The following is a 20952-nucleotide window of genomic DNA, read 5'->3' on the forward strand; positions in this document are numbered from 1 at the left end:
TGCGTTTACCAAAAAGCATCCGGGCGAGCGCGAATTAGTATTGCTTTTTTTCCAGTATTCAACTATAAATAGATCAGACTTAGGGCGGAGGTGCTGGTGGATTTGCAAGCAATGATCAAAATAATGCGCCGATTTGCCGAATACAAGCTGCTGAGCAGCGTATTCTTATTCACACTATTAATAGAAGTAGCCTATACAGTGGCTTCGCCGCTTAGCTTGAAATATTTGGTGGATGAAGCTTTTACACCGCGAAACTTACAGGCGTTTATTATCATTTTGCTTATTCTGCTCGGCGGGGGCATCTTGAATGTCATTGCCGGTGCAGTGTCGGACTATTCATTAGGCAGGCTGGCTGGAGAGGTCGTTCGCAAGCTGCGAACAGAGCTGTTTGCTCATATCCAGCTCCAGTCCTTGCCCTTCTACGAGCGTTATCGGGTTGGTGATTTGGTGACCCGCTTCTCGGCTGATATGGGCTCCATTGAACGGGTGATTCGCGGCTCCAGCCCGATGCTGCTCAAAGAATTGCTTGCTGTAGCGCTTGGGCTCATGATGCTGTTTACGCTGGAATGGAGGCTGACGCTTGCCATGCTCGCGGGCTCGGTTCTCATGTTTGTGCTGCCGCAGCTTGTGCAGAAGCGCTCGGAGCGGGCGAATCGGGAGTACAAGGAGGCGCAGGAGCGCTTCTCCAATATGATCGATGAGATGGCCAAGGGGCACAAAACGATTCGGGGCCTGCATCAGCAAAACCGGTTTCGCATAAGGGGCGACAACAAAATTGCGGCTTTGTTTAAGACAGGCATGAATCTTCATATGAGCAATTCTTTAATGGAACGGCTGCCTTTAACGGCTTTGCTGCTGCTCAACGGAATTATGATGGGCTTCGGCGGTTATTTAATTTTTCATGATGCGATGACTGTTGGCGGTTTTATCGCCTTCTTCACCTTGTTTATGAGCGTGGGGCAGTCGGGCTCGAATTTGGCCTTTCTCCTTCCCCAATTAATCGAATCAAACATCAGCTTCCAGCGCATCGATGAAATGATGGCCTGCAAGCCAGATTTGCCAGCAGCTGAGCATCCTGCATTACTGCCGGATACGAGCTTGTCCCTGCGCATGGAGCAGGTCACCTTTGGCTACAACGCGGGCATTCCGCAGCTGAAAGACGTCAGCCTCCAGATCGAAGCTGGCAGCTATGTTGCTTTCGTTGGCCCCAGCGGATCGGGCAAAAGCACAGCGCTCCAGCTGCTCTCCCGCTTTTATGATCCCCAGCAGGGAAATATATTTATCCAAGATTTCCCCATTCAGGACATTAGCGAAGCCTCGCTTAGACAGCGTGCTGCGCTTGTTTCGCAGGACACGTTTTTGTTCCATATGACGGTGAGGGAAAACCTGCTGCTTGGCGACGATATCGCGGAAGCGGACATGATTGCAGCTGCAAAGCAGGCGGGCATCCACGATACCATAGCAGGCTGGCCGGATGGCTACGACACCTGGATTCGCCATGAAGGCGGCTCCTTATCAGGCGGGGAGCGGCAGCGCATTGCCATTGCACGCGCTCTGCTTCGCAGGCCGCAGCTGCTGCTGCTGGATGAAGTAACATCGGCGCTGGACCCGGCAGCTGAGGCGGACATTAACCACCTTATTGAACAATTAAAGGGTACTCGTACGATCGTAGCAGTTACCCATCGGCTCTCCTCTGTCGTAAATGCGGATCAAATTTATGTATTTCAGGGCGGTCAAGTGGCAGAGAACGGTTCCCATCAGCAGCTGCTTAGGGAGCAAGGGCTTTACAGCAGCCTATGGGAGAAGCAGCACGGCTTCCATGTATCGGGAGATGGACGGCATGCCTCGGTGAGAGGAGAACGGCTTGCGAAGCTGCCGTTTTTTGCCGGAATGGCTCCCGAGCTGCTGGAAGGCGCAGCTGAATTATTCACCTCCGAAACGTGCAGGGAAGGCGAAGCGGTTGTACGGGAAGGCGAGGAGGGCGATAAGTTTTATATTATCGTTCGCGGCATTTTTGAAATATGGAAGGCGTTTGAGGGTCAAGAGGACAAGAAGGTAGCTGTATTGCAGGACGGCGACCATTTCGGAGAAATTGCCCTGCTGCGGAACATTCCGCGCACCGCCACGGTAAAGGCAGCCGGTTCCGGCGTCCTGCTGTCGATGCGCCGCGAAGCGTTCCATCGGCTGACGAAGGAGCATCCGCAGCTGCTGCATATGCTGGAGCAAACGCTTCAGCAAAGAATGTAGCGCAGCGGCAGAGCAGGAACATTTTCAGGTGCAGAGAGGGGGATTTTAGGTGGCAATGGCGTATTTTAAACGGTGTGAAAATGATGAGGATTATGCAAAGGCCAGCTTGTTTCTGTTGAAGCACAGGCGGGATTTGCATCCCGCTTATACGACAATGGACACGTTGTCGCTGCTGTACGCTTATTTGACGGAGGGGCAGATCATTGTAGGATTGGATGAGCTGCACCAGGTAAATAGCATTTCCGGTTTTTATTATGGGACGCCGGAGCAGGATTTTCAGAATAAGGAAGTTGTTTTTGTGGATATGGTCATTGTTGAGCAAAAGCATCGGGGAACGCGCTTGTTCGCAGAAGGGCTGAATTTTCTAGTCCATCACGTGTTGGAGAGTCGACCGGAGGTACAGGAGCTGAGCCTCGCAGCCTTGTCGGAAAATAAACGGCTTTGCCGGATGTATGCCAAGTTTGTACAAGAGAAGTACAAGCGCGAGGGAGCGCTTGGAGAAGAAACGGTTTTTAGCGGTGAAATTAGAAAAATTGGTACTATGCTAAGAAAAACCAATCCAGTATAATCGTTTTTGTAGGAAAAATTAACTAAGAATGGAGGCGGACAAATGATTCCACCACGCGGATTTGGCAACAAAGACATTAAAAAAGGCAGCGGTTTCGGCAAGATTGTTAAGGTTAATGAAGCATTGAGAGCCCAAGCGAACTAATGTCGTTTATATTTCGTCCCTGTGCGCTTGAAATGGATGAAGAGGCGTACGCTGCGTTTCTGATTCAGCATCATGCTGAACTGAATCTGCCTTATTCCTTCCCGATGAAGCTGAGCTTTATGGGAGGACCGCTCATTTTGGGCAAAGGCCTGCTGCTTTTTAGGGAGGAGCCTTACGAGATTGCCGGCGCTGCGGGCTTCGTCTGCGGGACGGGCGAGCATGATTATGAGGATCAGCATATTTGCCAGATCGAGATTGCTTTTATCCGCAAGGAATATCGTGGCACCAGGCTGTTTGCGCACGGCTTGAATGCGCTCATTGAATTAATGAAGGAATCGAGCCCTGGCGTCCAACAGGTACAGTTTTGGGTGAGGGCGGATGATCGCCAGCTTGACAGGCTGCTGTCCAAATTTACAGCGCTGCAAGGCGCATCGAAGTCACCCGTAAATCATCTTATGCTTTACAAAATCCCCTTTAGCGAGCTCGAAGGCTACGTTCAGAAACGAGCTGCTAGGACTCGCCCCTAACCTTTGATAATGAAGGTTATCCGTATGTATTACTTTCCCAAACAGCTAATCTATCATGCAGCAAGCTTTTGATTATTTAGCGCTCACAGAGGCGCTCCCTACAAGTGATAGTGAAATGAATCATGAACGGAGGCGAGCACATGATCCCACCAATTGGATTTGGTAAGAAAGATATCAAGAAAGGCAGCGGTTTTGGCAAAATCGTTCAAGCAAATGAAGCCTTGAGAGCACAAGCATAAGGCTGCTCATCCTTTTTTGGCCAGAGAAGCTTGCGATAGCTAGAAATTATAGAACCATATAGAGGCCTAGAAGAAGCCTGCTCTGTACGCGCAATCGTATAGGGCAGGCTTTTTAGCTATTTATTAAAAGCAGATGCCTTTGTTCAAATATAGGAAAGGATATGTTTTTTTTATCCCTTCTCTATATTTCTCGGACTGAAACGCGCCGCGCCGCCGAAGGACGTCGACAACCGTTTCACCTTGTTCCGCTCTATCAAGATGTCGGAAGATGACAACGAAGAAGTCGGTTTAGTCGTAGTGTGCTTGCCCGCGAAAAACTAAGATAGAGGTAGAAGAAGTGAAGGGGGAACCGCGATGGCGACGACTGCAAGCACAGCGACAGCAAAACCAGCGGAGCAGCAGACGGAAGTAAGACGGGCGCAAAATCCCGTATTGAAAAGGCTGAAACGTTACGCACCATTATTCATTATGATTATTCCCGGAGTCATCTATTTGTTCATTAACAATTACTTGCCGATGCTGGGGCTCATTATTGCTTTCAAGGATGTCAACTTTGCCAAAGGCATTTTGGCCAGCGATTGGATCGGCCTTAAAAACTTTGAATACTTGTTCAAAACCGAAGATGCTTGGATTATTACCCGCAATACGCTGCTCTACAACATATCTTTTATCATACTAAACCTGATTATAGCGGTGGGCATTGCCATCTTGCTTAATGAAGTGAAGAAAAAAGTGGCCGCCCGTTTTTATCAAAGTATCGTGCTCATTCCTTATTTGATCTCAATGGTTATTGTCGGTTATTTGGTACTCGCCATGCTGAGTGGTGAAACCGGATTCATAAATAAACAGATCCTTCCGCTCTTCGGAATTGATCCTATCTCATGGTATAGCGAGCCTAAATATTGGCCGGTCATTCTAGTCATCGTTAACGTTTGGAAAAATGTCGGCTACCTCTGCATTATCTATCTTGCAGCGATCATCGGCATTGATCCGGAATATTATGAAGCCGCTACCATCGATGGAGCAGGCAAATGGCGCCAAATTACGCAAATTACGATTCCGCTTATAGCACCTGTTATTACGATCATGACGCTGCTGCAAATTGGACGTATTTTCTACTCGGATTTTGGTTTATTCTATCAAGTACCGCTCAATACCGGCGAGCTGCTTTCCACAACGAACGTTGTTGATACGTATGTGTACCGCGCGCTCATTAATCTTGGCGATATCGGGATGTCCTCAGCTGCAGGCTTGTACCAATCCGTTGTTGGCTTCGTGCTCGTGCTGCTGTCCAACTATATTGTAAGTAAACGAAACCGCGACAATGCGCTGTTCTAGGAGGTTAGGGCCATGGTAAATACGAAGGAAAAAATATTTCAAGTCGCGATTCATATTTTCTTTATCGCTGTAGTGCTCATGTGTCTTATGCCATTCGTGCTGCTGCTGACAACTTCCTTTACGAGCGAAGCTTCCATTGTCAAAGATGGTTATTCCTTATTCCCTAGCGAGTGGAGTCTGGATGCTTACAAGTTTTTATGGAATGATGCTGAAAATATTACGCGTTCATACGGCATTACGATCTTCGTCACGTTAATTGGAACGTTCATCGGGCTGTCGATATCCGCGTTGTTGTCCTACCCGATGTCGCGCAGCGATATGCCAATGAAAAAGCAGCTCGCCTTTTACGTCTTTTTCACGATGCTGTTCAATGGCGGACTCGTACCGACTTATCTGATTTACACGCAAGTATTCGATATGAAAAACTCTCTGCTGGCGCTAATTATTCCAGGCTTGCTGACGAATGGTTTCTTCGTCCTCATTATGCGGACGTTTTTCCAAAATTCGATCCCGCATGCGATTATTGAATCCGCTTCTATTGACGGCGCTGGAGAATTCAAAATTTTCTTCAAGATGATTTTGCCGCTGTCGCTGCCGATCCTCGCAACGATTGGCCTTATGCAGACGATTGGCTATTGGAACGACTGGTTTAACGGGCTCATTTATATTACCGACAGCAAGCTGTTCAGCTTGCAAAACCTGCTGAACCGGATTTTGCTCAACGCCCAGTTTATTCAGAACAACGCCTCAACGCTGAATGCGGGGGAAGTAGCGAGTGCGCAAATTCCGCTGGAAACGGTAAGGATGGCCATGGCGGTTATCGGCGTAGTGCCGCTGCTGTGTGCGTACCCTTTTTTCCAAAAATATTTCGTCAAAGGGCTTGTTATTGGTGCTGTTAAAGGTTAATGCTGTTAAACGTCTGGCTACACACGGCTTTCAGCCGGTTAGCATACAAGCTTGAACAAACAGGGAGGTTGCAGAGATGAGAAAACGGACAAATGGAATAGTGGCGCTGCTGCTGACGGTTATGCTGGTGCTTGCAGCATGTGGCGGCAACAGCGGCGGTTCAACATCGAATGCCGGAGCAACGAATGCTGCAGGTGGAGAAACAGGCGGAGCGTCTGAACTCAAGCCTTATGAAATGACGGTGGCTTTCTTAAGCATCGGCAATACGAAGGATTTGGCTGAGGTTCAAGCCGAAGTCAATAAAATTACCCAAGCTAAAATCAATGCAACCGTTAAATTCCTTCCTATTGATATCGGGGCATGGCAGCAGCAGATGAACCTGATGCTTGCGGGCAATGAGCCGCTGGATATTCTCGTAACGGGCACAGGACTTAACTTTGGCACGCAGGCTGCTAAGGGCCAGCTCGTAGAGATGGATGACCTCCTGGCAAAATACGGACAAGATATTCAAAAGGTTGTTGGCGGAGATGTCATTAAAGCCGGCTCCTCGAATGGAAAAATTTACGCTATTCCAAGCGTGCGTGACTGGGCAGCAGATTATGGCCTCGTTATGCGCCAAGACATCGTAGATAAATACAAAATTGATGTCAATGCAATTAAGACGATGGATGATTTGACGGCTGTTTACCAAACGATTAAAGATAATGAGCCGGGCATGGCAGCTGTATTGCCGGAAGGCCCAAGCTTCTCGGTTATCCAATCGATGGTGGGCAGCGTCATCGACCCGCTTGGCGACGAGAATGGTGTACTGGTCGGCTTTGATGGCGAGCTGAAAGTCGTAAACTGGTATGAAACGCCTGAATATGCGAGCTTGGTGAAAAAAGCAAGAGATTGGTACAACGCGGGCTTTATTCCTAAAGATATTTCGACGAATCAAACGACTTCGGAGCAGTTGATCAAGGCTAACAAGGCGTTTGCTTTCATGGCGCATATGAAGCCTGGCTATGAGAGCAAGGAGTCGCTGCTTACAGGTACACCGCTCGTTGCAGCACGCATTTCTCCAGCGATTTCGACGACTTCCTCGATCGCTAACATTATGTTTGGCATTGCAAGAAACTCCGAGGACCCTGAGCGCGCGATGATGTTCCTGAACCTGCTTTACTCGGACGCTGACCTTGTGAACCTGATCGACTACGGCATTAAAGGCAAGCACTATGAAGTGAAAGAGGGCAATATTATCGGCTTCCCGGCAGGCGTAGATTCCTCCAGCTCGACTTACAACCCGACGCATGGCTGGATGTGGGGCAATCAATTGCTTTCCCATATTTGGGAAGGGGACAGCGCAGATCTGTGGACGAAGCTTGATGAGTTCAATAAATCGGCGGTTAAATCGAAAGCGCTTGGCTTCAGCTTTACAGCAGACCCTGTCAAAACAGAAGTGGCGGCTGTTCAGAACGTGAAGGAGCAATTCAAGATTGGTTTGGAAAACGGTACGCTTGATCCGGACAAATATTTGCCGGAGTACATTGCGAAGCTGAAATCTGCAGGCATGGATAAAATCGTGGCCGAAAAACAAAAGCAGCTGGATGAGTGGGCGGCAGCCAATAAATAATATTTGAAGGAGTGAAGGTCTGGCATGAGCATTCAAGCAGGCATTAACATTTATTCCGTCCATGAGCAGCTTGCTCAAGATTATTACGGCACTTTGCGCAAGCTTGCGGAAGCAGGCTATACCCATCTGGAAATGCTAGGCTTCAATATGGTGAAAATGTCGCGGTTCAGCGATGAGTTTCCGGCCAAGGAGGTTGCCGCCGAGCTGGCGGCCTCCGGCCTAAAGGCCATCGCAGCCCATGAGGGGCCGATGCCTGGCGAGGAGCTGCTCGCCCATCGTTGGGATGAGCTGATGGATTATTATGAACAGCTTGGCTGTAGGTCGCTGGTGCTGCCATCCGTATGGATGGACGACCGTGACAGCACGCTGCGTCTCGCCGAGCAGCTGGAGCAGCTTGGCGGCAAGCTTGCACAGCGCGGCTTCCAGCTTTACCTCCATAATCACGCCCATGAATTTAAGGCGGATGGCGATACGACGCTGTTTGATATCCTCGCCGCACATACCGATCCGTTGCATTTAAAATTCGAGCTTGATCTCGTGTGGGTGATGCGGGCCGGGGTTGATCCCATAGCAGTAATGGAGCGAGTCGGCGACCGATGCGATATGATTCATCAGAAGGATTTCAGCAAGCAGCTGTCCGGCCCGCTTAATTTATTCGAATCGATTCAAGCGAACGGCGACGAAGGGCTTGGGCTGATGGATGTTTACCGCAAATATATCGTGCCTTCGGACTTTGTCGATCTCGGTACAGGAGCTTTCGATTTTGCCCATGTGTATGGGAGGATTAAGGAGCTTGGCCATGTGAAATACGCATTGGTTGAAAATGAAGGGAAATCAGCGGATAAGCTTGCCAGCGTCCGCAACGATCTTGACTATTTGCGCACATTCATTTAAATATAAGAATTTATATGCTCACATTTATAACTATGCTTATATTTCATCGCGAAACGGTTGCTTTGCCGCCAAAAGACGGCGACAGCCGTTTCACCTTAGGAGGCTGCAAACGATGGGGAAATTGAAAGCAGGTATTATAGGCTGTGGAGGCATCGCCTTTCAGAAGCATATGCCGTCACTGAAAAACAATAGCGATTTGGTTGATATGGTTGCATTCTGTGATATTATCCCGGAGCAGGCAGAGAAAGCGGCACAGCAGTTCGGCACAGAGGATGCCAAAACGTATACCGACTATAAACAGATGCTCGAAGATAGCTCTATTGATATCATCCATGTGCTGACGCCAAATTTGCAGCATTCCTTTATTACAGTAGATGCGCTGGAGGCGGGCAAGCATGTGATGTGCGAGAAGCCGATGGCGATTAACTCGGCAGAAGCGCGTAAAATGCTGGATGCGGCAGAGCGGACAGGCAAAAAGCTGACGATTGGCTATCAAAACCGTTGGAATGACGATTCCCAGACGCTGCATCAAGCTTGCCGGGAAGGCGCGCTCGGTGAAGTGTATATGGCGAAAGCCCATGCGATCCGCAGGCGGGCGCTCCCGACATGGGGCGTATTTGCCGACAAGGAGCAGCAAGGTGGCGGCTGCCTGATCGATATTGGGACGCATGCGCTTGATTTGGCGTTATGGTTTATGGACAATTACAAGCCGAAATCCGTCAGCGGCTCGGTGTTCTACAAGCTGCGGGATAAGCCGGAGGGCAATATGTTCGGTCCGTGGAAGCCAGAGGAACTGGAGGTAGAAGATTCCGCCTTTGGCCTCATTAAGATGGAAAATGGCGCAACGATTTTCCTTGAAAGCTCCTGGGCTTTGAATACGACGGATGTGAAGGAAGCGAAGGCATCGCTCTACGGCACGAACGGCGGTGCAGAGATGAAGCAAGGCGCGGATTACGCTGGAGAGCTGATCTTCAACAACGTCCAGTTCGGCAAGCTGATGGAAACGAAGGCGGCTGCAGGTCCCGGCATTGCGTATTTCGGCCCCGGCTCGAATGATCCGGGAACGAAGGAAGCTCGGCAGTGGCTGGAGGCGGTTATCCATGATAGGGAGCCGCTTGTGAAGCCGGAGCAGGCTTTCGTGGTGACGCAAATTTTGGAAGCGATCTACGAATCGGCAGCGACAGGCAAAGAGATTTATATGTAAAAGCATGCAAAGAAGCCCGCAGCGATATCGGCCTAGCCGAAGCTGCGGGCTTTTTTGCATATTAATGAAGCTTATAGTTATTTTCATTGTAAATGAGAAGGTTTATCAATTATAATAAAGGGACTAAGGGATTGATCGAGCGGTTCTTTTAAGGCAGGAAGTGGGGAGGTTGGGGAATTGAAGCTGGACGAACATATAAAATTATGGAACCAGACGGCTATAAAAATATGGGATATTCGCCATGTCGTCATGCAGCCAGGGGAGCTGTTGGAGGATTATTTGCTGCCGTCAAGCGGCTTCATTTACAGTGTGCGCGGTGCTGGGCATTTGAAGCTGGACGGCGACGAGCATGAGGCTCAGCGGTTTCATATTCTGCATGGCGGCAAGGGCATGCGGCTGGATGTGTGGGCGGAGGAAGAGTTTGAATATTATTTGCTTTTATACCGTGCGGTGTATGCATTGCCGGGCAATAAAGAGCTGGCGCGGCTAATGGAACGGCATCAGCCATTTGCGCTGCAATATGGTTTTCAGCCGCAGGAGCCGCTGCCCTTGCTTCGCCCGCTGGATTTGATTCGGAAAGCGTGGCAGCAAGCGGATGATCTGGATCGCATCCAGATCAAGGGGCTATTTTATCAATTTATCCATGAGCTGCTCCGGCAAATGAAGACGCAGGGCATTAAAGTAAGCAAGCCGGACCTCGTTACGCAGGCCATACGCTATATAGAGGATCATTTTCAGGAGGCCATTACGCTGGAGTCGCTGGGTGAAAAGCTGAATTACAGCTCCCGGCATCTATCGATGCGCTTTAAAGAGCATACGGGAGCAAGCCCGATCCATTATTTGATTCAAATCCGGGTGAAGCGTGCGGCAGAGCTGCTCATTGGAACGGATGCGGCACTGAATGAAATTGCGCTTGAGGTTGGTTACGCGGATGTGTATTATTTCAGCCGAATTTTCAAAAAACATACCGGCTTATCGCCCGTTCGTTTTCAGGAGCGGGAACGCAACAAGCGGCTTTCAGAAGATCGTCCATTCATCATATCTGAAAAATCCATTGGAATGGGCAAGGTGCGGCGTTATATTGGTAATTATGATAATCATTATCAATATAAACGTGGAGGGTCTGTACGAATGAAAAGAAATACAACATCGGGTCTTGCTATTAGCTTGTTGCTTACGTTAACGCTATTGCTAGGTGCCTGCTCATCAGGCACTGCGAATACGAGCGCGAACAGCGCAGCTTCTGCTTCGCCAAGCAATGCGACGGAATCAGCGTCACCCGCGCAAAATGACGGCGGCCAAGCGTCGCCTGCGGAAGCAGCAACACGCATCGTCAGCACGGAGAAAGGCGATGTGGAAGTACCTGCCGAGCCGAAGCGCGTCGTCGCGCTTTATATGCTGGGCGATGTGGTGGCAATGGGCGTAAAGCCGGTCGGTATTTCCGATGTGTACGAGGGAGCGGCATTCGAGCAGGAGCTTGCGGGTATTGAAACGCTTGGCCAATGGTTTGAGCCGAATCAGGAGGCAGTGCTGGCGCTTGATCCAGACTTGATTATTGCTCCTTCTGAGGATACGTATAACAAGCTGCATGATATTGCTCCGACGGTGTACATTCCGTTTGACAAAATGACTACGGATGAGCGAATGAAAATGCTGGGCAAGGTGTTCGGCAAGGAGCAGGAAGTAAATACGCTGATGGAAAACTTCAATAAGAAAGTAGAAGAGAGCAAGGAGAAGCTGAAAGCAGCAGGCGTTTATGACAAAACGGTTTCCATTATTGAAGGCGGCAAGAAGGAAATGTCGGTCATCGCCAGCAAGCAGTACGGCCGCGGCTCGCAAATTATTTATGAGTACCTGGGAATGAAAGCTCCGAAAGTTATTCAGGATAAAATCGATGTCGCAACAGTTGGCGATGGCGAAAACGTATCGCTGGAGGTGCTGCCGGAATATATGGGCGATTATATTTTCCGCTCCTCTTGGATGGGTATGGATGATTTATCCGACAACTCGATCTGGAACAGCATCCCGGCGGTAAAAGAAGGCCGTTTGGTTGAAATAGAATTTGGGCTTGCGTATTACAGTGATATTTATTCGCTGGACAAGCAGCTTGATTTTATCGTGGAGAAGCTGCTCGAGGGTGCGCCGAAGGCATAGCAACTTTATATTAAAGCTAGCCAGCTGTTCTACAACAGCTGGCTTTTTGATGAGTGAATGCCCGTTCACATGCGCGAATAGCGCAGTGTGAACAAATGAAACTTGGGTGAACAAATTGCGGGAACAGCAGTGGTTCAGCTTGCTCCGAATTGTTCAATTGAAGGATTGCGAATGGTTGGTTACAATCCATTGTGACGCTCCAGCACTTTTTGTGTAAACGCATACATGCTTGGGGTGATCTATATACAGAGAGGGGATTCATCGTATTGAACAAGCGAAAATGGCTTTCGGCCGCATGCTCCTGTTTATTGGTGCTGTCCATGCTCATGTCTGCTGTTCCTGCCTATGCGGCAGATGAGCTGCAAAATGGGGACAATTCGGCTAGTGTGAGCGCAGCGGTACGTGATGATTTTACTGAGCAGCAATTGAAGGATAACGACTATATTCTTTATTTTGTGAATGCAGGGGACACAACGCCATCTACAGTAGAAGGCACCGATAAGTTTGGGCTGTATTCCTCCGTAACCGAGCAGGTATATGGAGTGGATGCTGTAACTGGTAAAAAATGGGGGTTAGTGACGACTACAACAGCTGCAAGAACAGGCGATGCTTCTACGAAACTGGGGACGCTGCGTTATTATAATGGCACGCAAGTAAGGGATAAGGCGATCGAATACAAATTCGAGCTGCCGGAAGACCGCTATGATATTACGTTTGGATACAAAAATCCGTGGAGCGGCCGCAGCGTCAATATGGTTGTGAACGGAACAAATCTCTCTGGTGAATACAGCATTGGCGAGTATGACGCAGTGAAGGAGGTTACTTATCGAAATGTAAGCCTAACGGGCAATGAAATGCAGGTTCGCGTTCAAGGTCCGGCTACTGCAGCATTAAGCAATTATAATGATCCAATGCTTAGCTATATTATTGTCCGTCTGAATGTCACGATCCCATTGTCCGATCTGGGAGATAAGCTGGATGAGGCAAAAAGCGAGGCGGTGGATGTGAAATACACACGCTATAGCGTACAGGTGCTGAATGATGCAATCGCTGCTGCTTCGGATGTGTTTGATGCACTATCTGCGAATGGGACAGACATGCAGGACCCGGCGGTGCAGGAGCAGATTCGCTCGGCTATCGCTTCATTGAATGCGGCGCTTGCCCAGCTATCGCTGGATGTGCCGAATACATCGTTTAAGCCGGGCGCGGTATGGAATGATACGAGCGGTGCGCTTATTCAAGCGCATGGCGGCGGCATCATCTATGATGAGCATACGCAAAAATATTATTGGTATGGCGAGGATAAAACCAATGGCTATTTGCCGGCACGCGGCGTTCGGGTATACTCCTCAACCGATTTATACAATTGGGAGGATCATGGTCTGGCGTTGACTGCGATTGAGTCGATGGATGATTTTACGAATGATCCGCTTATTTCCCAGCTTTATGCAGGGAGAACCGATCAAGCCAGCATTTTCAATGATATTGGGACGAATCGCATTATCGAGCGTCCAAAGGTCATTTACAATGATGCAACCGGGAAATACGTGATGTGGATGCATACGGATGGCCCGTCTGAAACGTCGACAGCCAACTATGCGAAGGCGGAAGCTGGGTATGCTTTGAGCGATTCGCCAACAGGACCATTCGTCTATGGCGAAAGCCACCGGATGGACCGTGCTCCTGCGGATGCCACCTACAATGGGCAGCCTAATCAGCCGGGAATGGCGCGGGACATGACGCTGTTCAAAGATGATGATGGCACAGCTTACCTCGTGTATTCCAGCGAGGAAAATATGACGATGTACATCTCCAAGCTCAATGAAGAGTACACCGATATTGTCGGTTGGCATAAAGACGGCAATGTCGAGCGCGATACCGTATACAAAGCCGAATATGGTGTCGATTACGTCCGGGTATTTCCGGGAGGACAGCGCGAGGCGCCTGCCTTGTTCAAATATCAAGGCAAATATTATATGATTACGTCCGGCGCAACCGGTTGGGATCCAAACCTTGGCAAATACACCGTTGCCGATGATATTTTCGGCGAATGGAAGCCTATGCGCGATGTAGCGCCGGGCAGCTCTACAACGTTTGGCTCGCAAAGCACGCATGTCCTTCCGATTGATCCAGCAGCGGGCAAGTTCCTCTATATGGGTGATCGCTGGGACAAAAATGACCTGAAAAATTCGCGTTACATTTGGCTGCCGATCGAATTTGGCCAAAATGACGAAATCGCGCTGCGCTGGCGCGATGAATGGACGCTGGATGAGCTGAGTGCAATGGGACGTATTACGATTGATACGCCATTGCCTACACAAACCTCGATTGGCAAAGTGCCTGTACTGCCCGATACGGTGCAAATTACAGTGTCTGGCGGTTCGCAAACGACGGCTGCAATTGCTTGGAATGCAACGCCGGAGCTATTCGCCAAGCCGGGCATCGTGACGCTGAAGGGTACGCTTAGCGGGGCGAGCACCAAAACGATTGAACAGCAAATTTATGTGGTGCCAGATCGCAGCGCTTATTTCGTTCATGCCGGAGGCGCGGCGACAGCCGATTATAACGACATGATTTCCTACATGGAAGATACGCTTATTAATAAAGAAGCGATCGATCAGCAATATGACCCGGATAATGGCCGGAATTGGGGTTATGTTGGTAACAATACATTAACCTCTGGTACGGCTAGTGGCGATTTGTTCGCTTCGCTGCGTTATTTAAAGTCTGGAACAGGCGATGATTTGCCGTACCGTTTTGATATTGCGAATGGCGAATACGATGTTTATGTCGGTTTGTATGATCCATGGTCGCAATATAATCCTGGCACTCGCAAAGCTCAAATCATTATTAATGATGAAATTAAAACGAACAGCTATACATTCAGCGCTTCGCGAGATGTACTTGGCTACGAAGATGTGAATGTGTCTGACGGCAAGCTGGCGCTGACGATTCGTCGGGCGGTCAGCGGCGCTCCTGATCCGCAAATTAGCTGGATTATGATTGTTGCTAAGGAGCAGACAGCAGTGCAGGCGGCAAACCGTCTGGGCGAAATAGCGGCACCAGCGCAAGGAGCGGTACAGTTGACGCTGCCGGAAGCCCCAGAAGGCTTCACAGTGGCAATCAAATCCTCCGACAGTGCGGTAATTGGTACCGATGGTACGATTACGCCGCCAGAGCAAGCGACAACGGTTCAATTGGAGCTGGAAGTGACGCGGCTGTCGGATCAGACGAGCGCTGTCATCGTACGTTCCGTTATCGTGCCTGCCAAAGCAAGCAGCGGCGGCGGAACGGATCCGGGAACGAACCCTGGGACGGATCCGGGTACGAATCCGGGAACGAATCCAGGCTCGGGGTCTGGCAGTAATCCAGGCTCAGGCTCAGGAAGCGGCTCAGGCAATGGGACGAATCCAGGCACTACGCCGGGCACAGGAACGGATCCGGGAACAAATCCAGGAACAGGTACGAATCCGCCGTCATTCCCGGATGTCAGCAATCACTGGGCAGGAGCGGCAATTGGCAAGCTGACGGCCCAAGGCCTTATGAAAGGTTATCCAGATGGTACATTCCAGCCGGATAGAAAGATGAATCGTGCAGAGTTTATGACGATTATTTTCCGCTTATTGAAGCTGGATGCGGCTGCGGGCTCATCGAAGTTTAACGATGTGTCAGAAGGAGCTTGGTATGCAGGTTCGGTAAATGCTTTGGTCAATGAAGGAATTGTGAGCGGATTTGCTGATGGCAGCTTTAAGCCAAATCAGGAAATTACCCGCGAGGAAGCTTTTGTCATTTTGTATCGTGCGATTAAGGGGCAGCTTGCTGCTGGCACGGCTAGCGGCGAGGGCAGCTTCAAGGATAGCGACAGCGTTTCAGCTTGGGCAGCGGAAGCGGTTCAAGCGCTTTCAGAGCATGGGCTGATCAGCGGTTATAAAGATGGTTCCATCAAACCGGAGCAATCGATCAATCGGGCTGAAATAGCTACAATTATTGCCAAGCTTTTGCAAGAGCAATAGAAAAAGAAAAGAGCAAGGTTCCCGTGATTGTGGGGGAGCCTTGCTCTTTTTGCTTTATTTTTCAACGATTCTGTTTAACGCAGCCTTCGTTAGTTCACTTTAAAGCTGGAAATTGCCGCCTCTAGATCGCCGACAATGCGATTCAGCGATTGGGCCGATGATGCGATATGCTCCATCTGTGCAAGCTGCTCCTCTGTTGCGGCCGCCACGTCATCGGTTTTCTCCAAATTGGAGGCAGCGCCTGCCGCAGCTGATTCTGTCGAAGCGCTAATTTGCTGGGAGCCTGCGGATAATTGCTCAGCAATAGCCGAATTATCATGGAGCTGATTCGCAATTTGCTCAATCGCGATCGAGATGGCATCAAGCCGCTCCCGCACAACGTTCAGCTGTCCGCCGCCATTTTCGACCTCTTGAACGGTTGTCGCCATATAGCTCGATGCACTGGCAATTTCACTGCGCGTGCCAGCTACGAGCGTATTGATGCCTTCCGCTGATTCCAGCGAGGCCGCTGCCAGCTTGCGGATTTCCTCTGCCACAACGGCAAACCCTTTGCCTTGATCCCCTGCACGTGCAGCCTCAATGGAGGCGTTCAGTGATAAAATATTCGTTTGACCGGCGAATGCGGTAATATTTTGAGCGATTTTGCCGATTTGCTGCGAGCGATGCTCAAGGGAATGAATGCTTTCGGACAGCTTCGTTATGACGGAGCGAATGTCCTCCATCTGGTTAACGAGCATATTCAATGCCTGCTGGCTTTGCTCGGTTTGTTCCGACGTTCCAGAGGAATGCATCGCAATGGAAGTTGTATTTTCGGCAATCCGCTGAATGCCCACCGCCATCTCTTCAATCGCACGGGACGTCTCCTGCGCCGTTCTTGCTTGAACCATCGAGCTTTGAGCAACCTCCTGAATCCGAATCGCGGTATGCTCTGCCGCCTCAGTCGATTCCTGGGATGCGGCTGTCAGCTGGGAGGAGGCAGCGCTTACCTCGATCGCGGACTCCGAAATGCCGCTAATGAGCTTGCGCATCGTGTCAATCATATGATCGACGGCGGCTGATATGCGGCCAAGCTCATCGGTTCCAGGATTTTTATCCCGCTGCACGGTCAAATCTCCCGCTGCCACTTGATTAGATTTTGCGACGATGATGCGGACTGTCCGCATAATTTGACGGACGGTGATGATAACAACGATGACTAAAAGAAGCGTAACTAAAGTAGTTGCTATGAAAGCTACAAGCTGATTTTGCTCTACTTGCTTGTTGATGGCCGCTATTGTCAGCTCCGAATGCTTGTCTAAGCTTTCTCCAATCTCGTCAATACCGGAGCGGCTGGATTTAAAAGCGTCGTCAATTTCGGCATTGCGGAACTGGTGCTGGTCCCCGGCAGCAGCCTGTACGGCAGCAGAGGACCATAATTCAAATTTCGGCTGAAACTGGCCCAGAATATCCTCAATCGTGCGGCCAGACTCACCATATGCCAATTTTTGCAAAGATTGCGCTTCAATAATAACGTTTGCTTTTCCAACACGTTCGGATACCTGCGCGATATTCTCGGACAACTCTTTGCGGGCTTCCTCCGTTTCAGCCGCGTTCAACGTACCAGACTCCACTTTTAAATACGCTTGAAAAGCTTGATACATGTCACGGTCTGCGTTCAAAATCAGTGAATTGACCTGATTGGATGTGTCATAAATCTCCTCTGTCATCGTACGCACAATTTGCTGCTGCCCGTTCAGGTAATACAAGCTCGACAGCACATACGCAATAAGCGGAATTGCAGCAAGCAGAGCAAGCCGCCAGCGTAAAGATAGTTTTAACATAGAATCCCGCCCTCTTTTCTAAAAGTTAACCTAATATGTTTTATATATCGGTGAAAATCACGTTTTCCATAACGATTTTATAGAGCGTTTTAAAAATAATTGTATCGAAGCCTTAGGGAAAAAGAGGTGGGGAAAATGATAGGCTGTTTTCTTGAATGAAGCCTTGCTGGACGCGGTTTACGGCCGATTGAAGATTCGACACATTTCGATAAAAATTTAGGTCGTAATCCGTCTTTTTATTGGAGTAATATGTTGTAATTTGTCGAATTTAATTGCAGCTAGAAATTTCCTGACTCCTTTATAGCTTAGAAGCTGCTGGGTGGCGTCATCAGAGAGAGTATAAATGAAGCATAGAGGAGTGTGAATCCGGCGGGATGCATGGCCTGCATCGATATGGCCACGAATAGGAATTTTTATGCTCGCTTTACTCATCATGCTTCAAGTTAGTCCCCCTTCCATTTATGCAGCTCCTGCGCCGGATACATTTACAACGAAGAGCTGGGAGGATTTGCCCGCAGGCGCAATCAAAGACGCTGCTTACGGAAACAATGTTTATATAGCCGTAGGAGATTATGGCGCCATTATTAAATCAGCAAATGAAGAAGGGAAGGCTTACTTCACAACGAATGGATCGTCTTGGACGAATACTCAGCCGGTGTATACAGAGCCATTCATCTGGAGCGGCATGACTTATATTCCGCTTCGCTACCTGAGCGAAGGCATTGGCGCTGACGTGAAATGGGATAAAAAAGCGCAGCTGGTTACGATCAAAGCAGGCAGCGACACACTGAAATTTTGGATGAACAAAGACTTCATGGAAGTAAACGGCATGAAAAAATCCGTAGGCGCTAAAGTATTTGTCAACTCCGACAACAGGACGGTCGTGCCGCTTCGCTTCATTACGGAACTGCTTGGCTGGAACGTACATTGGGGCAAAGCCGATCATTCCATTACGTTGACCAAAGCAATGTAAGACAAACCGTCCACAAATACAAATCCCCGCAAGCCGATCACTTGAAAAAGTGTCCGCTTGCGGGGATTTTTTTGAAATATAAGCATTATAAGTTTCACACTTATTGTGCACTAGGCAGCTTCGCCAGACACCTTATAAGAGCAGCTTATCGGCTACCTTTTTACTATAAAAGTCATTGCCATTGCGTGCATCATAACGTTGTGCCGCCGCAGTGGCGAGGTTTTCAAAATAAGCGGCGAGCGCTGGAAGGCTGGTATCTTCATGCGCCGCAAGAAAGGAGGCGGGAAGCCGAAGCATCACATTCGATCCTTCTTGAACCAGTTTCTTCAGCAGGCGTGCCGTACATAGATTAAACAGCATCACTTCATAAGGGTTCTCATGATCAAGTGCGAAAGCCAAATGCAGCTCTACAGCCTCAATCGCTTTAGCTGGCTTGGTTGCCGTCAAATATTCAATATGCTGGGCGACGCTTTCCAGCAGATCGCGTTTGCCTTTGACGAGGCGATAGCCTTTCGTATGCGCTTTTTTCGCTTCCTCATGGAGGTTTAGGCGCTGCATAGGCAGGAGCAGCTCCGGCAGCGTAATATGAGGTACCTCAGCACATTTCATGTTCCCTGATAAAATCGGCTCCGCTGCCTTTAATGCTTGCTCATCCTCGCCCAGTCTTGAATATAGCATGACAATATAATGCTGCTCACAGGCGATGCAATCGCTCATATGGTCCCGAAATGCTTTCATAAATTGCTGGAGATAATCTTTGGCTTCATCAAGCTTGCCATGGTCAAGGGCGAGCCGGGAACGGAAATATAAATAAGTGCGATTGCTGTAGCCATGCTCCTTATAACGCTTGCCCAAATCCTCCAGCAGCTCCTGAATTTGCGACATTGGAATTTCTGGGAAATTCGAAATGGTGCCGATGATCCATTTATATCGCCATAACAAGCTTCTGCCATCATATTCCTCAGGGTTTTGATCATATTGGCCTAGCTGCCAGGAGAAGGCGATAATCGCCTTCAGCGGGAAGCCATGAAATCCAGCAGTTTTCACGATTTGGTGGCGCGCATAAAAACCATTTTCGATATCACCCTCGGCATCTGCGAGCCGAACGGCAGCCTCCAGCACCTCGAGCTGGGCAGCGCCGGGAGGGAGGTCATACGCCTGGTTCATTAAATCCTCAAAATCCATTTCCATAGATGCTCCTCTGTTTATTTGTTAAATACATGGCAATAGAAGCGCCAAGAGGCCTCATCAGGCGAGTTAAACGAGCAAGCTCGCGGCATTATTACTATAATAATCATTGCCATTGCGAGCATCAAAACGTTTTGCTGCCGATAGCGCGAGTGCTTCAAAGTGCGCAGCAAGCGCGGGCAGACTTGTATCTTCATGCAACGCGAGGAAGGAGGCTGGCAGACGCAGCTTTACTTCAGCTCCCTCGCTAATTAGCTTCTTCAGCAGCCGTGCTGTGAACAGATTAAATCGCATGACCTCATAAGGATTCTCATGGTCAAGGATAAATGCCAAATGCAGCTCGACGGCCTCTACCGCCTTCGCCGGATTCACATCCGTCAAATAATGAATATGCTGTGCGACGCTAGCGAGCAGATCGCGCTTGCCTTTGACCAGTCGATAGCCTTTCGTATGAAGCTTTTGGGCTTCTTCTGGCGAGCCTTGACGCAGCAAAGGCGAAAGCAGGTGCGGCAGTGTAATATGAGGAACCTCAGCGCATTTCATTTTGCCGGATAAAATCGGCTCTGCCGCCTTTAAAGCTTGTTCATCTTCGCCCAATTGCGCGTAAAGCTCCACGATATGATTTTGCTCGCAGGCGATACAGTCAGTCATATAGTCCCGATCGACCTTCACCATCTGCTCGAGAAAATCCTTGGCTTCATTCAGCTTTCCATGGCTTAAGGCAAGGCGAGAGCGGTAATACAAATAAGTGCGGCGGCTGTAGCCATGCTCCTTATAGCGTTTGCCCAAATCCTCCAGCAGCTCCTGAATTTGCGGCATCGGGATTTCCGGGAAATTCGAAATGTTGCCGACGATCCATTTGTAGGACCACATTAAATCGCTGCTATCGTAATGATCGGGTTGATGGTCAGATTGTCCCAGCTGCCAAGAGAAAGCGATAATCGCTTTGAGCGGGTAACCGTGAAAAATAGCCGTCTCCACAATTTCGCCTCTTGCCTCAAAGGCGTTATCGGTATCGCCTTCTGCATCTGCTATTCTCACGGCAGCCTCCAGCACCTCAAGCTTAGCTGCGCCGGGGGGCAGATCGTAGGCCTGATCCATTAAATCTTCAAAATCGAGTTCCAT

General features: G+C 49.4%; 14 protein-coding genes. 11 read left to right on the forward strand and 3 right to left on the reverse strand.

Going from position 1 to position 20952, the window contains the following annotated elements; all coding sequences use genetic code 11:
* Nucleotides 1–96: 96 nt before the first annotated feature.
* The 10 genes from ASF12_RS10455 (at nucleotide 97) to ASF12_RS10500 (ending at nucleotide 15846) form a co-directional block, all read left to right on the forward strand.
* The gene (locus tag ASF12_RS10455; protein WP_056033694.1) at nucleotides 97–2247 is read left to right on the forward strand and encodes an ABC transporter transmembrane domain-containing protein; all 2151 of its coding nucleotides are present in this window, start codon (nucleotides 97–99) and stop codon (nucleotides 2245–2247) included.
* A gap of 49 nt (nucleotides 2248–2296) precedes the next feature.
* Nucleotides 2297–2815, forward strand: a complete 519-nt coding sequence (locus ASF12_RS10460; protein WP_155973029.1) for a hypothetical protein — start codon at nucleotides 2297–2299, stop codon at nucleotides 2813–2815.
* Between the two features lie 143 nt (nucleotides 2816–2958).
* Nucleotides 2959–3486 (forward strand): hypothetical protein, encoded by a 528-nt coding sequence (locus ASF12_RS10465; RefSeq protein ID WP_056033700.1) that lies wholly within the window; start codon nucleotides 2959–2961, stop codon nucleotides 3484–3486.
* 707 nt (nucleotides 3487–4193) lie between these two features.
* Nucleotides 4194–5063 carry an ABC transporter permease gene (locus ASF12_RS10470; RefSeq protein ID WP_056033917.1) on the forward strand — a complete coding sequence of 290 codons (870 nt, stop codon included), beginning with the start codon at nucleotides 4194–4196 and terminating at the stop codon, nucleotides 5061–5063.
* A 12-nt stretch (nucleotides 5064–5075) separates the two neighbouring features.
* Nucleotides 5076–5969 (forward strand): carbohydrate ABC transporter permease, encoded by an 894-nt coding sequence (locus tag ASF12_RS10475; protein WP_056033703.1) that lies wholly within the window; start codon nucleotides 5076–5078, stop codon nucleotides 5967–5969.
* Nucleotides 5970–6045: 76 nt separating this feature from the next.
* Entirely contained in the window at nucleotides 6046–7581 is a 1536-nt protein-coding gene (locus ASF12_RS10480; RefSeq protein WP_056033706.1) for an ABC transporter substrate-binding protein, read from the forward strand.
* A 24-nt stretch (nucleotides 7582–7605) separates the two neighbouring features.
* On the forward strand, nucleotides 7606–8475 hold the full coding sequence (locus ASF12_RS10485) for a sugar phosphate isomerase/epimerase family protein (RefSeq protein WP_056033709.1): 870 nt from the start codon (nucleotides 7606–7608) through the stop codon (nucleotides 8473–8475).
* A gap of 112 nt (nucleotides 8476–8587) precedes the next feature.
* Nucleotides 8588–9679 carry a Gfo/Idh/MocA family protein gene (locus tag ASF12_RS10490; protein ID WP_056033712.1) on the forward strand — a complete coding sequence of 364 codons (1092 nt, stop codon included), beginning with the start codon at nucleotides 8588–8590 and terminating at the stop codon, nucleotides 9677–9679.
* Between the two features lie 177 nt (nucleotides 9680–9856).
* Complete coding sequence (locus ASF12_RS10495) at nucleotides 9857–11833, forward strand: AraC family transcriptional regulator (RefSeq protein ID WP_056033717.1); 1977 nt, start codon at nucleotides 9857–9859, stop codon at nucleotides 11831–11833.
* Nucleotides 11834–12099: 266 nt separating this feature from the next.
* A complete protein-coding gene (locus tag ASF12_RS10500) occupies nucleotides 12100–15846 on the forward strand; it encodes an S-layer homology domain-containing protein (protein WP_056033720.1) in 3747 nt (1248 codons plus the stop codon).
* A gap of 89 nt (nucleotides 15847–15935) precedes the next feature.
* Here the strand turns inward: ASF12_RS10500 and ASF12_RS10505 are convergent, their stop codons facing one another.
* Nucleotides 15936–17666 carry a methyl-accepting chemotaxis protein gene (locus tag ASF12_RS10505; protein WP_056033722.1) on the reverse strand — a complete coding sequence of 577 codons (1731 nt, stop codon included), beginning with the start codon at nucleotides 17664–17666 and terminating at the stop codon, nucleotides 15936–15938.
* Nucleotides 17667–18081: 415 nt separating this feature from the next.
* On the opposite strand from ASF12_RS10505, the gene ASF12_RS10515 reads away from it, so the two are divergent.
* Nucleotides 18082–18639, forward strand: coding sequence for a stalk domain-containing protein (locus ASF12_RS10515; protein ID WP_081418742.1), 558 nt, complete (start codon nucleotides 18082–18084; stop codon nucleotides 18637–18639).
* A gap of 132 nt (nucleotides 18640–18771) precedes the next feature.
* Here the strand turns inward: ASF12_RS10515 and ASF12_RS10520 are convergent, their stop codons facing one another.
* Nucleotides 18772–19824, reverse strand: coding sequence for a hypothetical protein (locus ASF12_RS10520; RefSeq protein WP_235533120.1), 1053 nt, complete (start codon nucleotides 19822–19824; stop codon nucleotides 18772–18774).
* Between the two features lie 72 nt (nucleotides 19825–19896).
* The gene (locus ASF12_RS10525; protein ID WP_056033734.1) at nucleotides 19897–20952 is read right to left on the reverse strand and encodes a hypothetical protein; all 1056 of its coding nucleotides are present in this window, start codon (nucleotides 20950–20952) and stop codon (nucleotides 19897–19899) included.

This window comes from Paenibacillus sp. Leaf72, assembly GCF_001422685.1.
Classification (GTDB): domain Bacteria; phylum Bacillota; class Bacilli; order Paenibacillales; family Paenibacillaceae; genus Pristimantibacillus.

Bases quoted from the DNA above. Each gene is read 5' to 3' on its own strand.
- ASF12_RS10465 (WP_056033700.1), top strand. From the start codon at position 2,959: ATGTCGTTTATATTTCGTCCCTGTGCGCTTGAAATGGATGAAGAGGCG.
- ASF12_RS10470 (WP_056033917.1), top strand. From the start codon at position 4,194: ATGATTATTCCCGGAGTCATCTATTTGTTCATTAACAATTACTTGCCG.
- ASF12_RS10475 (WP_056033703.1), top strand. From the start codon at position 5,076: ATGGTAAATACGAAGGAAAAAATATTTCAAGTCGCGATTCATATTTTC.
- ASF12_RS10480 (WP_056033706.1), top strand. From the start codon at position 6,046: ATGAGAAAACGGACAAATGGAATAGTGGCGCTGCTGCTGACGGTTATG.
- ASF12_RS10485 (WP_056033709.1), top strand. From the start codon at position 7,606: ATGAGCATTCAAGCAGGCATTAACATTTATTCCGTCCATGAGCAGCTT.
- ASF12_RS10490 (WP_056033712.1), top strand. From the start codon at position 8,588: ATGGGGAAATTGAAAGCAGGTATTATAGGCTGTGGAGGCATCGCCTTT.
- ASF12_RS10505 (WP_056033722.1), bottom strand. From the start codon at position 17,666: ATGTTAAAACTATCTTTACGCTGGCGGCTTGCTCTGCTTGCTGCAATT.
- ASF12_RS10515 (WP_081418742.1), top strand. From the start codon at position 18,082: ATGCTCGCTTTACTCATCATGCTTCAAGTTAGTCCCCCTTCCATTTAT.
- ASF12_RS10520 (WP_235533120.1), bottom strand. From the start codon at position 19,824: ATGGATTTTGAGGATTTAATGAACCAGGCGTATGACCTCCCTCCCGGC.
- ASF12_RS10525 (WP_056033734.1), bottom strand. From the start codon at position 20,952: ATGGAACTCGATTTTGAAGATTTAATGGATCAGGCCTACGATCTGCCC.